Source organism: Polaromonas sp., from assembly GCF_039930745.1.
Classification (GTDB): Bacteria; Pseudomonadota; Gammaproteobacteria; order Burkholderiales; family Burkholderiaceae_C; genus Polaromonas.
This window is the reverse complement of sequence record NZ_JBDTTH010000026.1, coordinates 36,763-50,572: the sequence shown is the minus strand read 5'-3', so window position 1 is coordinate 50,572 and position 13,810 is coordinate 36,763. Positions and strand designations below refer to the sequence as shown.

Sequence of the window (13,810 nt, the reverse complement as noted above, 5' to 3'; positions counted from 1 at the left end):
TGAAAATGCAGCCGATTACACTTCCATTTGTTGCACTTTGTACTTGAATCCGCCGCTTGAAATTGCCTTCATCCCTTGCCAGTCATGCGCAAGCAGCTATCAAAAGAGGAGCGTCAGTGCGCTGCGGCCTGCATGGTTTCCAGCTTCGCCCGAAGAGCCGGCAAGGCCGCCAGCATCGCGGCCCGCCCCGCGTCCATGGCGCGCTGTCTGGCCGAGAAGTCGGCGCTTTTCAGGCCAATCTGGGAAGGCTGCACCACCACGTCGGCGTCCTTGAGCTCGTACTGGTTGATGCTTTTTCCCATGATGGCAAAGGTCTGCAGCAGGATCTGCAGCGTGCCGTCTGAAGGGTTGGCCTCGGGTGGGCTGGAAATGTCCACCGCAATCACCAGTTCGGCACCCATCTGCCGCGCAAAACGCACCGGCACCGGCGACACCAGGCCGCCGTCCACATACTCGCGCCCGCCGATCTTGACCGGCACAAACACCGCCGGCACGGCGCTCGACGCGCGCACGGCGGTACCGGTGTCGCCGCGCTGGAACAGCACGGCCCGGCCACTGTTCAGGTCGGTGGCCACAATACCGAGCGGGATGGCCATGTTCTCAATCAGCCGCCCCGCCACCAGACCGTTCACATAACGGCCCAGCGCCTCGCCGCGAAACATGCCGCGGCCGAAAATCGGCAGCATCCAGTCGGTGATGGCCACCTCCTCCATGTTCAGCGCGGTCTGTTGCAACTGCGCGCTGCTTTTACCACTGGCGTAAAGTGCCGCCACCAGGCTACCGACCGAGGTTCCCACCACCACGGAGGGCTTGAGGCCGGCTTCTTCGAGCACCGCAATCACGCCCACATGGGCGAATCCGCGTGCCGCGCCGCCCCCCAGCGCCAGCCCGATGCGCGGGGGGCGTTTTACGCCGGCGTCCACTGCGGGTGCCGGCGTGACTGGCGGGCCGCCAGGCAGGTTGACCCCGGCACAACCCGCCAGCAGGGCCAGCCCGGCGGCGGCCAGGCCCAACCGGGCCTGCCGCACAGCGAAACTCCCCCGCATGTCGAACGACATCGCCGAAATTACCGAAATGGCAAAGCTATTGAGAACAATTCTCGTTTGTATTAAACTTACTGGCATTCCAACCTTCACAAACCTGTCCATGTATAAAAAAACTCCGTCCCTGGTCTGCCTGACGATGGCTGCGGCCCTTCTCGGCGTCGCTGGCACCGCCAGCGCGCAGGAGCAGGTGGTCAACCTCTATTCTGCCCGCCACTACCAGACCGACGAGGCGCTTTACAGCAATTTCACCAAGACCACCGGCATCAAGATCAACCGCGTGGACGCCGATGATGCCGGCATCCTGGCGCGGCTGAAAGCCGAAGGCGCGGCCTCCCCCGCCGACGTGATTTTGCTGGTTGATGCCGCGCGCCTGGCTAAAGGCGACAGCGAAGGCCTGTTCCAGCCCATCAAATCCCCCGTGCTTGAAGCCGCGATCCCGGCCCATCTGCGCGCCCAGGCCACCCCTGAGGGAACGACCTGGTTTGGTTTTTCCACCCGCGCCCGCGTCATCGTTTATGACAAGCTCAAGGTCAAGAAGGCCGATGTGGACACCTACGAAGAGCTCGCCGATCCTAAAAACAAGGGCTTGCTCTGCACGCGCTCGGGCTCGCACCCCTACAACCTCTCGCTGTTCGGCGCAGTCACCGAACACATGGGGCCGTCCAAAGCCGAAGAGTGGCTCAAGGGCCTGGTGGCCAACATGGCCCGCCCACCCAAGGGCGGCGACACCGACCAGATCAAGGGCGTGGCCAGCGGTGAATGCGGCATTGCCATCACCAATACCTACTACCTCGCCCGCATCATGCGGTCGTCCGCACCGGAAGACAAAGCCATCGCAGACAAGGTCGGCGTGGTATTTCCCAACCAGCAGTCCTGGGGCACCCATGTGAACATCGCCGGTGCGGCTGTCGCCAAAAATGCCAAGAACACCGCCAACGCCGTGAAATTCATGGAGTACCTGGCCAGCCCCGAAGCGCAAAACTACTTTGCCAACGGCAACAACGAATGGCCCGCCGTCGCCAGCGTGAAGGTCAGCAACGCGGCCCTGCAGGCCATGACGGGCGGCAGCTTCAAGTCCGAGACCATCCCGATCAGCGCCGTCGGCGCCAACCAGGTGAAGGTGCAGCAGATGCTGGACCGGGTGGGCTACAAATAAGCTGGCCCGCCTTCAGCAAAGAAAAAGCCCGGTTCTCCGGGCTTTTTTTATGCGTGATAATTGCCTCTTACGTTGACGTTAACGTCAACTCCGGAACACCTCTCCCCTCATCATTTCCCCAAGGAAGCTCTCATGGACATCGCAGGCAAAGTATTTATCGTCACTGGCGGCGCATCGGGTCTCGGCGAAGGCACGGCACGCATGCTGGCGGCCAACGGCGGCAAGGTCGTGATTGCCGACATGCAGGTAGAAAAAGGCGAAGCTATCGCGAAAGATATAGGCGGCGCCTTCGTCAAGTGCGACGTGAGCCAGGAAGCTGACGGCCAGGCCGTGGTTGCCAAGGCTGTCTCCATGGGCAAGCTCATGGGTCTGGTCAACTGCGCCGGCATTGCGCCGGCGGAAAAAACCGTCGGCAAAAACGGCGCGCACAACCTCGGTGTGTTCAGCAAGACCATCACCGTCAACCTGGTCGGCAGCTTCAACATGATCCGCCTGGCCGCCGACGCGATGTGCAAGAACGAGCCCGAAACCACCGGCGAGCGCGGCGTGATGATCTCCACCGCTTCCGTCGCGGCCTATGACGGCCAGATCGGCCAGGCCGCCTACAGCGCCTCCAAGGGCGGCGTCGTCGGTATGACCTTGCCGATCGCGCGCGACCTGGCACGCAACGGCATCCGCAACATGACGATTGCTCCCGGCATTTTCGGCACACCCATGATGTTCGGCATGCCAAAAGAAGTACAGGACTCGCTGGCGGCTTCCGTGCCCTTCCCCAGCCGCCTGGGCACGCCGCAGGACTACGCCAAACTGGCGCAGCATATTTTTGAGAATGACATGCTCAATGGTGAAGTGATTCGCCTGGACGGCGCGATCCGCTTGGCGCCGCGTTAGGCCCACAGACGCGCCGTCCGCTACTTTATTGATAGCTGGTGGCGCCCATCCAATAAGGACAAAAGGCCGATTTGACTGCAAGAGCACGTCAAGTCGGTTTTTTTCAGCTGCTTACAAAATCATGGGCGGCACCGGACGCGACCGCACAGCGCCGCCGTGGGCTTGGGTTTACCATGGCCTCTCACCCACTGGAGAAGCCATGAAAAACAACGCCGCCGCTCGCACCCGCCCCGCTTTCAGATCCCCGTTTCTTGCAGCCGCACTGACCGCTGCCCTGCTGGCAGCCGGTTGCGCCACGGCGCCCCCCTTTGCCTACACGGTGCCGTCACAACCCGAAGGCGGATCGGGCTACACCGAAAAGCCGGGCTGGGCGGCGACAAAATTTGCCGTGGCTGCCGCCAATCCGCTGGCCACCGACGCGGGCTACCAGGTGCTCAAAGCCGGCGGTTCGGCGATTGATGCGGCGATTGCCGTGCAGATGGTGCTCACGCTGGTGGAACCCCAATCCAGCGGCATAGGCGGCGGCGCTTTCCTGCTGCACTCCAGCGGCAGCAAGGTCGAGGCCTTTGACGGCCGGGAAACGGCCCCCGCGGCCGCGGATGAAAAACTCTTTGTCGGCGCTGACGGCAAACCCATGGTCTTCATCGACGGCGTGGTCGGTGGCCGCTCGGTCGGCGTGCCGGGCACGGTGCGCATGCTGGAGATGGCGCACAAAGAGTACGGCAAACTCCCCTGGGCACAACTCTTCGTGCCGGCGATCACACTGGCCGAAGGCGGCTTCAAGGTCAGCGCACGCCTGGCGACCTTGCTCAAGACCGAGCAGCATCTGAAAAAAGACCCTGTCGCCCTTGCCTACTTCTACAAGCCCAACGGTGAACCGCTGGACGTGGGCAGCACGCTGCGCAACCAGCCGCTGGCTGATGTGCTGAAAAAAATAGCGGCTGGCGGCTCCAAAGCCCTGCTGGAAGGCGAGGTCGCCCAGGCCATCGTGACCAAGGTGCAAGGCCACCCCACCAACCCCGGCAAACTCAGCCTGGCCGACCTGGCCGGCTACCAGGCCAAAAAGCGCGAGCCGATCTGCCACGACTACCGGGCTCAGGCACGCGATTACCGCATCTGCGGCATGCCGCCGCCCAGCTCGGGCGCGATTGCGGTCGGGCAGATTCTGGGGATGCTCAACTACACGTCCGCATCAACTCTGGGCCTGGTCACCGGCACCGGCGGCGACGGAACTACCCCCGCACCCACCCCATCGGCCGACTGGTTGCACCTTTACACCGAAGCCTCACGCCTGGCCTTTGCCGACCGTGCGCAATACCTGGGCGACCCGGACTTTGTGCAGGCACCCGGCGGCGACTGGATGAGCCTGCTGGCGCCCGCCTACCTCGCCGACCGCGCAAAACTGATCACGCACCAGCCGGGCGGCCAGAGCATGAAAGTCGCCAAACCCGGCACACCGGGCGGAGTGAAAAGCGCCTACGCGCCCATGGCGGACCAGCCCGAGTACGGCACCTCGCACATCAGCATCGTGGACGCTTATGGCAACGCGATTGCGATGACCACCACGATCGAAGACGCCTTCGGCGCGCGCCAGATGGTCAACGGTTTCCTGCTCAATAACGAGCTGACCGACTTCAGCTTCGCGCCGACGGACGCCAGCGGCGCCCCGGTGGCCAACCGCGTGCAGCCCGGCAAGCGGCCGCGCTCATCCATGGCGCCCACGCTGGTGTTTGACAAGGCCACCGGCCAGTTGGTGATGAGCGGCGGCAGCCCCGGTGGTGCGCTGATCATCCACTACACCGCCAAAACCCTGTACGGCGTGCTCAACTGGGGCCTGATGCCGCAGCAAGCCATCAACCTGCCCAACTTCGGCTCGCTCAACGGCCCCAGCCTGCTCGAAGAAAAACGCTTTGCCCCCGCCACGGTGGAAGCATTGAAAGCGCGCGGCGCCGAAGTGCGCGAGATGAACATGACCAGCGGCCTGCAGGCCATCACGCGCGGTCAGGCGCACGGCCAGCTCCTGTGGCTGGGCGGCGCAGATCCACGCCGTGAAGGCGTGGTGATGGGAGACTGAGAGTAAAAAGTGGTCTGCGCCCTTATTCCACGGGCGCAAGCAGCTACTTTTTTAATAGCATACCTGGTTGGCCGGCATATCAGCGTCGGCTAGTCCGTCCGCATCGGCGCGGCCGGCGCGTCCTGTTTTGCCGTACCGATGCGCTCGTACTCCGAGATCACCTGCGCGCCCAGCAACAGCAGCGTGGCGGCAAGCTCCAGGCTCAGCAGCACCACTATCGCCGTCGTCAGGGAGCCGTACACCAGGCCCAACTGTGACAGCGTGCCAAAGTACCAGACCAGCAGATGGCGCATCACCTCCCAGAGCAGCGCGGCGGTGATGCCGCCTATCAGCGCGTGGCGCATCGAGAGCTTGCCGACGGGCATCACCATGTACATCGAAGTCAGCAGCAAAATTTCACCGGCCAGGCCCAGCAGGTAAAGGAGCACGCCTGAAAACCGCTGAGCGACCAGCTGTGGCCCGGGAACTCCAGGCTGTGGTCGCCCAGCGCCTCGAAGCTGCCCGACACCAGCGTGACCAGCAGAAGGCCCACGCTGAGACACAGGATGTAGCAATACGGCAGCACGGCCGAAACCAGAAAGTGGCGGCGCCGTATGGCCACACGGTGCAGAAAGATCACCGACATGGCGTTTTCGAGCACCGTGAAAGCCAGCAAGCTGAAAAACAGCATGGTGGCCAGCAGCACCCAGCCGACGACGTCGCGGTGCTCCAGGAAGGTCGCCAGTTCGGCAACAATGAAATCAGATTGCCCCGGCGCCAGCCAGCCGATGTAGCGGCCCAGTGCTTCCAGAAGAGCCGACTGGTCAATCACGTGCGACAGCGCAATCGCCATCAGGATCAGCAGCGGAACGATGGAAAGCAAGGCGTACAGGCCACGGCTCCTGCCAGCAGCAGGCCCTGGTTGGCCTTGAAACCCTTGAGGACGCGCCAGGCGAAGGCGCCCGGGTTGGCCAGAACATGGGCGCCCTGGGGACCGAGGACAGACATGCGGCGAGTATGCCGCCGCCCGCGCGCCGAGTGGGGTTGTTCCGCGATACAGGCGCGCGCCATGGTTAATCCGCATTCAGCACACCGCCCCCGCACTCTCGGCGGCCATTGACCTGCCCTCGCTGGTCCAGGCGCGGCCTACCCGACCCGCCCCATCAAGCTCATCCGCCCGTGGCCGGTCGGTGCCACCACCGATGCGGGGATGTGCTCGCTGGCCGAGAGCGCCGGCAAGGTACTGGGCGGCTCGATGGTGGTGGAGAACAAGGCCGGCGCCAGCGGCATGCTGGGCCCCAACGAGCTGATGCAGGCCCGTCCCGACGGCTACACGCTGTCGCAGCTGACCATCGGCATCGCGCGGTTGCCGCACATGCAGAAGATGCAATTCGACCCGCGTCTGAGCAGGCGCAGGGCGGGATGGATGCTGTAGGCAAGCAAGAGCCAAGCTCGCCACTTTTTATATGGCGTAACGCCGGACGTGCCCCCTCACCTCATTGACGAGCACACCTGCACGCGGTAGCGCAGCGCGTGAGTCTCGCGTGGCATGCCGTCTAGTAACGCAATTGACCTTCTGCATCGATGATGGCCAATTCCACATACGACGAACCGTTGTGCGCCTCAGGGGTATACCGAGCAGTAAATCGGCCGTAATTGATTTCGCCAGCTGCTTCCATTCCCTTGATAAAGGATTCTGTAGTCAGGTTGCGCCCCCCGCGCTGGAGACCTTCGACTAAAAGTTTTGCATGCACGAAGCCCTCGAACCGGAATGTGGATGGCTGCGCGCCCGGCGACTTCTTGCGCAGCAACGCCATGTACTCGGTCACCACCGGAACGGACTCGCTCTTGAGCGACGGCATGATTTGCGCCAATACGATCCCCCTGGCTTCAGAACCTAACTCCTTGTTGATCACATCCAGGCTTGACGTGGAAAAGCCATAATAAATTGGCCGCGCCGATGTCTGCCGGACGGCTTTGACGAATGCCGGGAAAGTGGCGCCGCCGGTGCCCATGATCACAGCCTGGGGTTGCCATTTCTCAGTCTCCAAGGCCGCTGCTTTGAAGTCGGGTTGCTTCGGATCAACCTTGACCTCGCCGGCCAATTGCAGGCTCTCCTGAGTGGCGGCCTTGCGAATTTCACTAAGCAATGTCTTGCCGAAAGTGTCGTCCTGGTAGAAGGCCACCACCTTCGTGATTCCTATCTGCTTTAACTGGCTGACGATACGGCGGGCCTCGTTCGCGTAACTCGCGCGGACGTGAAAAAGATATCGGTTGAACTTGTCTCGAAACATCGACGCCCCCGTGATGGGGCCGAAAACAATCGTCCGGGACGCCTCCAACAGCGGAAGAATCGCGGCCGTATGGCCAGTGCCAGAGTTGTTGTAGATGAGAAATACCTTTTCTTCCGCAATCAGCTTTTTAGTATTTTCGACCGATCGGGGCACATCAAAGGCGTCATCAATCGTGAGGTAGCTGATCTTGCGGCCGTAGACGCCGCCTTGCTCATTCACCGCATCAAAGTAAAGCCGCGATCCTGCTCCAAATTCCCGAGTTTGCGCTCCGAGTGGGCCACTGAGAACCACCGAGGCGCCCAGCTTGATTTCGGTTGCGGTGACACCTTCGTCACCAGCCAGCACAGGCGGCACCTGCAGGGCAAGGATGCAAATGAGGAATAACTTTTTCATGAAGTCTCCTTGATTAGGTAGTACGTCGGTATTAAAGCGCGTTTAGATCAATTCACCGGCGGTAACAATATGACACAATAAGTAACTACATGTGTCAACTTTTTAATTAGGCAGGAGACTCGCTGCTGGGCGGCGCCGCGTCGTGAAGGCGTGGTGATGGGCGACTGAGCCGCCGTTAATGCATAAAATCGGGCTGTATCCCTTATCCACCGGGCGCAGGCAGCTATCAATCAGATAGCAATGATTTGCCGGGCTCGATGCCCTCCACACGCAGCGGATTGGCCGGCCCTTCTTCCGGCGGCTTGTCGATGCGCTCGTACTCCGAGATCACCTGCGCGCCCAGCAGCAGCAGGGTCGCCGCGATCTCCAGGCTGAGCAGCACCACGATGGCGGTGGTCAGGGAGCCGTAAACCACATTGACCTGCGACAGCGTGTTGAAGTACCAGACCAGCAGGTGGCGTGTGATTTCCCACAGCAGCGCTGCCGTGACGCCGCCCAACAGCGCGTGCCGCCAGGACAGCTTGCCGACCGGCATCACCATGTAGACCGAAGTCAGCAGGAATATCTCACCGGCGAGCCCCAGCAGGTACAGCAGCAGTCCCGACACGCCGCTGAGCGACCATTCGCGGCCCAGCACGTCCACGCTTTCTTCGCCCATGGCACGCAACCCGCCCGAAACCAGCGTCACGACCAGCAGCCCGGCGCCCAGGCTGACGATGTAACAGTAAGGCAGCAGCGCCGAGACAATGAAGCGCCGGCGCCGCACGGCAATGCGGTGCAAAAAGATCACAGACATGGCGTTTTCCAGTACCGTGAAGGCGAGCGAGCTGAAAAACAGCATGGTGGCAAGCAGCACCCAGCCGACGACGTCACGGTGTTCAAGAAAGGTCGCAAGCTCGGCAACCACCGCACGCGACTGCATCGGCATCAGCCACTCCAGGTAGCGGCCCAAGGTCTGCAGCAGCTCGGCCTGGTCGATCACATGCGACAGCGCGATCACGGCCAGGATCAGCAGCGGAACAATCGACAGCAGCGCGTAGTAGGCGACCGCGCCGGCCAGCAACAGGCCCTGGTTGGCACGAAAGCCCTTGAGTACCCGCCAGGCGAAGGCCGCCGGGTTGGCCATCACATGGGCGGCCTGGTGGCTGAGAATCTGCATGAGCCATGGTAGCCGCAGAAAGTGGCGCCTGCAGCCCGGAGCGGGACGCCCGCAGGGACGGGAAGGCACAATACAACCGTGGCCATTCCCCAATCGTTTATCCAGGAGCTTTTAGCGCGCGCCGACGTGGTGGACATCGTCGGGCGTTATGTGCAGCTCAAAAAAGGCGGGGCCAATTTCATGGGGCTTTGCCCCTTCCACGGCGAAAAATCCCCATCCTTCAGCGTCAGTCCGTCCAAGCAGTTCTACCACTGCTTCGGCTGCGGAAAAAACGGCAATGCCATCAGCTTCCTGATGGAGCACGGCGGCATGACCTTTGTCGAAGCCGTGAAAGATCTGGCCCAGCAATACGGCCTGCAGGTGCCCGAAGACGACGTCTCGCCGCAGGAACGCGCCCGTGCCGCCCAGGCGCGTGAGCAGCAGGCCACCCTGACCAGCGTGCTGGAAAAAGCCGGCATCGCTTACATCAAGCATCTGCGCAGCGCACCGCGTGCCATCGACTACCTCAAGGGACGCGGCCTGTCGGGTGAGATCGCCAAAACCTTCGGCCTGGGTTATGCGCCCGAAGGTTGGCGCGCCTTGGCCAGTGTGTTCCCCGACTACAACGACGCGCTGTTGGTGGAAAGCGGCCTGGTCATCACCGGCGAGCCGGGCGAGGAAAATGCACAGGGCGAAGCCAAGCGTTACGACCGCTTCCGCGACCGCATCATGTTTCCCATCCGCAACGTCAAGGGCGAATGCATCGGCTTTGGCGGGCGCGTGCTGGGCGACGAAAAACCCAAGTACCTGAACTCACCTGAAACCCCGGTGTTCAGCAAGGGTCGCGAGCTCTACGGCCTGTTCGAGGCGCGCACCGCCCTGCGCGAACACGGCTACGCGCTGGTCACCGAAGGCTACATGGACGTGGTGGCGCTGGCCCAGCTCGGTTTTGCCAATGCGGTGGCCACCTTGGGCACCGCCTGTACGCCCGACCATGTGCAAAAGCTGTTCCGCTTCACCGAGTCCGTGGTGTTCAGCTTCGACGGCGACAGCGCCGGCCGCCGCGCCGCCCGCAAGGCGCTGGACGCCGCCCTGCCCTTTGCCACCGATGTGCGCACCGTCAAGTTCCTGTTCCTGCCCCAGGAACACGACCCCGACAGCTACATACGGGAACATGGCCAGGAAGGTTTTGCCGCCTATGTCGCCAAGGCTGTGCCGCTGAGCAAATTCATGCTCGAAGCCGCCGCCGAAGGCTGCGACCTGGACACCGCCGAAGGCCGGGCCCACATGGCCAGCAATGCGCGCCCGCTATGGAGCCTGCTGCCCGACGGCACGCTCAAGCGTCAATTGCTGGCCGAGATCGCCGACCAGGTGCTGATCGACAGCCGCGAACTGCTGCAGATCTGGCAGCCGGCCGCAAGCGCCGGAGGCTACAAAAACAATAGCGGCTCGCGCCCGTCCAGCAAGGGCCAGCGGCCAAAAACACCTGAAATGTCGGGCGGCGCCCCGCATTTCGAGGACTTTTCCGGCAACTTTGCCGACCTGCACGACGAGGGGGCCTATGCCGCTTCACTGCCCGCGCTGGCCGGACCGGCCAGCACTAGCCGCAGCCGCCCGGCGCGGCGGATTGCCGGCCGGGTGCTGCCCGCCAGCCGCGAGGACCGCGTGCTGCGCCTGATGCTGACCGACCCGCAAAGCTGGGACAAGCTCAGCGGCGAGGAACACGTGCTGCTGTGCGAACTGCCGGCCCCGCACGGCCCGCTGTTTGTCTGGCTGGAGAGCCAGCTGCATGAACACGGCCCGCAGCCCTGGGCAGCCCTGCGCGAGGGCCTGCGCGAGCACCCGCACGAGAAACACGCGATTGACCAGATCGCCCAGCTTCCCGAAGGTATCGAATGCGACTGGAACGAGGTCCGCAGCATCCTGGACCAGCTCCTCAAGCTCAAACGCCAGCAGGAAATGGTTGATTTGCTGCCCCGCGTCATGACCGACCCTTCCGCCAGACAGCGTTACGAAGAGCTTTCCGCCCTCCTGAAAACAAGCTGAATTTCTCTTGTTTTTTCTGCCCAAAAATGAGGCAACAGGGTATAATCCGATTTTCCGCTACGGCAAGCGCGACAGCAGCACCTCCGGCACCAGCCCCCCGCAAGAACGGGACCTCACAGGTTGAAGGGCAACTTCCCCGCAAGGACTGCACACCAAATGTTCGCCCAAACAACTTGCCTGTAAATGCCCAGCCATCCGGCGCGGGCATTTTTTGTGCCTGCGTCCTGACCCCCGTCAGGTGCCCAGGACCCAGTCTGTTGAAGGAAGTTTTACATCGGGAGTTCGCCATGCCTGCTCAAAAGCCCAGCAAGTCCGCCAAAGCCGTGCCCAAGTCCAAAGCCGCAGCCAAACCTGCAGCCCGACCGCCCGTCAAGAAGGCTGCCAGCAAGCTTGAAAAACCCCGAAAAACCGCCATATCCACAGCAGTTCCCGGCAAAAAGACCGCAGTCCCCAAAGCTCCCCCGAAATCCGAAAAGCCAGCCAAGAAAGTGTCATCCGTGCCGACAAAGTCCCCCGCCTCCACCGCCAAACCCGCTGCCAAAAAAGAAGCCGAGCTGAAGGTCACCCCGACCACAGCCGGCACCGATGTGCCCGTGAAAAAGAAACCCGGCCGCCCGCCGAAAAACCCGGCCGCAGCTGTGGAAGCCGGCGGCGCCAAGCGCGGCCGCAAGCCGAAAGTCGCCATCAAGGGCGATGTTGACGAGGACATGTCCGACATCGAAGACGACCTGGTTGGCGAACCGGTAGCGGAAACGACCGAGAAGGTCAAACCACTGCGCATGAAAATCAGCAAGGCCAAGGAACGCGCCTTGATGAAAGAGTTCGGCCTGGACGAAACCGTGCTGTCCGAAGAAGACATGGCCAAGCGCCGCGCACGCCTGAAGGCTTTGATCAAGCTCGGCAAGACCCGCGGTTACCTGACCCACGGCGAAATTTCCGATCACCTGCCCGACAAGCTGATTGACGCGGAAACGCTTGAGGCCGTCATTGTTACCCTGAACGATCTGGGCGTTGCCGTTTACGAACAGACGCCTGACGCCGAAACCCTGCTGATCACCGCCAATGCGCCGGCCGGCTCCAGCGAAGAAGAAGCCGAAGAAGCCGCCGAAGCGGCGCTGTCCACCGTGGACAGCGAGTTCGGCCGCACCACCGACCCGGTCCGCATGTACATGCGCGAAATGGGCACGGTCGAGCTGCTGACGCGCGAAGGCGAAATTGAAATCGCCAAGCGTATCGAAGGCGGCTTGATGAAGATGATGGAAGCCATCTCTGAAAGCCCGGCCACCATTGCCGAAATCCTGCGCCTGGGTGAAGACATCCGCGAAGGCAAGATCGTCATCTCCACCGTGGTCGACGGCTTTTCCAACCCCAACGAAGCCGACGATTACGTGGCCGAGGAAGACTTTGACGAGTTTGACGAGGAAGACGACGACGACGGCAAGGGCGGCTCCAAGGCGCTGACCAAAAAACTCGAAGAACTGAAAAAGGAAGCGCTGAGCCGCTTCGACACCATCGCCTCCCTGTTCGAAAAAGTCCACAAGACCTACGACAAGGAAGGCTGGGGCACACCGGCTTACACGAAAGCGCAGAAGGCCCTGAGCGACGAGCTCATGACCGTGCGTTTCACCGCCAAGACGATTGAAAAGCTGTGCGACCTGTTGCGCGGCCAGGTGCTGGACGTACGCAAGAAAGAGCGCGAGCTGCGCCGCATCATCGTCGAGAAATGCGGCATGCCGCAGGAAGTCTTCATCAAGGACTTCCCGCCCAACCTGCTGAACCTGAAATGGGTCGAGAAACAGGTCGCGTCCGGCAAGCCCTGGTCCGTCATCATGGCGCGCAACATTCCGCCCATCCAGGAACTGCAGACCAAGCTCGGTGAAGTGCAGGCCCGCGTGGTGGTTCCGCTCGGCCAGTTGAAAGACATCAACAAGCGCATGAACGAAGGCGAGACCAACTCGCGCGACGCCAAGAAAGAAATGATCGAGGCCAACTTGCGCCTGGTGATCTCGATCGCGAAGAAATACACCAACCGCGGCCTGCAGTTCCTGGATTTGATCCAGGAAGGCAACATCGGTTTGATGAAGGCCGTGGACAAGTTCGAATACCGCCGCGGCTACAAATTCTCGACCTATGCCACGTGGTGGATCCGCCAAGCCATCACGCGTTCTATCGCCGACCAGGCGCGCACCATCCGTATCCCGGTGCACATGATCGAAACCATCAACAAAATGAACCGCCTGTCGCGCCAGCACTTGCAGGAGTTCGGCTTCGAGCCCGACGCCAGCATCCTGGCCGAGAAGATGGAGATTCCCGAGGACAAGATCCGCAAGATCATGAAGATCGCCAAAGAGCCGATCTCGATGGAAACACCAATCGGCGACGACGACGATTCCCACCTCGGCGACTTCATCGAGGACAGCGCCAACACCGCACCGCTGGAAGCAGCGATGCAGGCCGGCCTGCGCGATGTGGTGAAAGACATCCTCGACAGCCTGACGCCACGCGAAGCGAAAGTGCTGCGCATGCGTTTCGGTATCGAGATGTCCACCGACCACACGCTGGAAGAAGTCGGCAAGCAGTTCGACGTGACGCGTGAGCGCATCCGCCAGATCGAAGCCAAGGCGCTGCGCAAACTCAAGCACCCTTCGCGTTCGGACAAGCTGCGCAGCTTCATCGACACGCTGTAAGACTCAGGGCCACAAGGGCCCAGTCACAAAAAAGCCGCATCCCGTTTGACGGGTTGCGGTTTTTTTCATGAAATTACAAGTCTTTTAGGCCTCTAGCCCTTATCTG

At 61.9% G+C, this 13,810-nt stretch carries 9 protein-coding genes and 1 pseudogene; 6 read left to right on the top strand and 4 right to left on the bottom strand.

The features are described from left to right. Positions 1 to 113: 113 nt before the first annotated feature. Complete coding sequence (locus ABI660_RS10725; RefSeq protein ID WP_348067734.1) at positions 114 to 1,058, bottom strand: patatin-like phospholipase family protein; 945 nt, start codon at positions 1,056 to 1,058, stop codon at positions 114 to 116. A gap of 124 nt (positions 1,059 to 1,182) precedes the next feature. Here ABI660_RS10725 and ABI660_RS10720 point away from each other — a divergent pair, with 124 nt between their 5' ends. From ABI660_RS10720 to ABI660_RS10710, 3 genes are all read left to right on the top strand, one after another. Next, positions 1,183 to 2,202, top strand: a complete 1,020-nt coding sequence (locus tag ABI660_RS10720) for an extracellular solute-binding protein (RefSeq protein WP_348067738.1) — start codon at positions 1,183 to 1,185, stop codon at positions 2,200 to 2,202. A gap of 132 nt (positions 2,203 to 2,334) precedes the next feature. Further along, positions 2,335 to 3,093 (top strand): 3-hydroxyacyl-CoA dehydrogenase, encoded by a 759-nt coding sequence (locus ABI660_RS10715; RefSeq protein ID WP_348067732.1) that lies wholly within the window; start codon positions 2,335 to 2,337, stop codon positions 3,091 to 3,093. 199 nt (positions 3,094 to 3,292) lie between these two features. After that, entirely contained in the window at positions 3,293 to 5,167 is a 1,875-nt protein-coding gene (locus ABI660_RS10710; protein WP_348067730.1) for a gamma-glutamyltransferase family protein, read from the top strand. Positions 5,168 to 5,256: 89 nt separating this feature from the next. On the opposite strand, the pseudogene ABI660_RS10705 reads toward ABI660_RS10710, so the two are convergent. Next, positions 5,257 to 6,154, bottom strand: a pseudogene (locus tag ABI660_RS10705) (YihY/virulence factor BrkB family protein). Positions 6,155 to 6,356: 202 nt separating this feature from the next. Here ABI660_RS10705 and ABI660_RS10700 point away from each other — a divergent pair. Next, a complete protein-coding gene (locus ABI660_RS10700; RefSeq protein ID WP_348067728.1) occupies positions 6,357 to 6,581 on the top strand; it encodes a tripartite tricarboxylate transporter substrate-binding protein in 225 nt (74 codons plus the stop codon). Between the two features lie 121 nt (positions 6,582 to 6,702). On the opposite strand, the gene ABI660_RS10695 is transcribed toward ABI660_RS10700, so the two are convergent. Together ABI660_RS10695 and ABI660_RS10690 are read right to left on the bottom strand one after the other, a co-directional pair. After that, complete coding sequence (locus ABI660_RS10695; protein ID WP_348067726.1) at positions 6,703 to 7,833, bottom strand: ABC transporter substrate-binding protein; 1,131 nt, start codon at positions 7,831 to 7,833, stop codon at positions 6,703 to 6,705. A 226-nt stretch (positions 7,834 to 8,059) separates the two neighbouring features. Next, the gene (locus ABI660_RS10690) at positions 8,060 to 8,959 is read right to left on the bottom strand and encodes a YihY/virulence factor BrkB family protein (protein WP_348067736.1); all 900 of its coding nucleotides are present in this window, start codon (positions 8,957 to 8,959) and stop codon (positions 8,060 to 8,062) included. Positions 8,960 to 9,070: 111 nt separating this feature from the next. Between ABI660_RS10690 and dnaG the strand changes: the two genes are divergently transcribed. Further along, positions 9,071 to 11,017 (top strand): DNA primase, encoded by a 1,947-nt coding sequence (gene dnaG, locus ABI660_RS10685; protein WP_348067724.1) that lies wholly within the window; start codon positions 9,071 to 9,073, stop codon positions 11,015 to 11,017. A gap of 287 nt (positions 11,018 to 11,304) precedes the next feature. Next, on the top strand, positions 11,305 to 13,704 hold the full coding sequence (rpoD, locus tag ABI660_RS10680) for an RNA polymerase sigma factor RpoD (RefSeq protein ID WP_348067722.1): 2,400 nt from the start codon (positions 11,305 to 11,307) through the stop codon (positions 13,702 to 13,704). Positions 13,705 to 13,810 lie beyond the last annotated feature (106 nt).

Coding starts and splice junctions, on each gene's coding strand:
- ABI660_RS10690 (WP_348067736.1), bottom strand. CDS start 8,959: ATGGCCAACCCGGCGGCCTTCGCCTGGCGGGTACTCAAGGGCTTTCGT.
- ABI660_RS10720 (WP_348067738.1), top strand. CDS start 1,183: ATGGCTGCGGCCCTTCTCGGCGTCGCTGGCACCGCCAGCGCGCAGGAG.
- ABI660_RS10695 (WP_348067726.1), bottom strand. CDS start 7,833: ATGAAAAAGTTATTCCTCATTTGCATCCTTGCCCTGCAGGTGCCGCCT.
- rpoD (WP_348067722.1), top strand. CDS start 11,305: ATGCCTGCTCAAAAGCCCAGCAAGTCCGCCAAAGCCGTGCCCAAGTCC.
- ABI660_RS10710 (WP_348067730.1), top strand. CDS start 3,293: ATGAAAAACAACGCCGCCGCTCGCACCCGCCCCGCTTTCAGATCCCCG.
- ABI660_RS10700 (WP_348067728.1), top strand. CDS start 6,357: ATGTGCTCGCTGGCCGAGAGCGCCGGCAAGGTACTGGGCGGCTCGATG.
- ABI660_RS10725 (WP_348067734.1), bottom strand. CDS start 1,058: ATGTCGTTCGACATGCGGGGGAGTTTCGCTGTGCGGCAGGCCCGGTTG.
- ABI660_RS10715 (WP_348067732.1), top strand. CDS start 2,335: ATGGACATCGCAGGCAAAGTATTTATCGTCACTGGCGGCGCATCGGGT.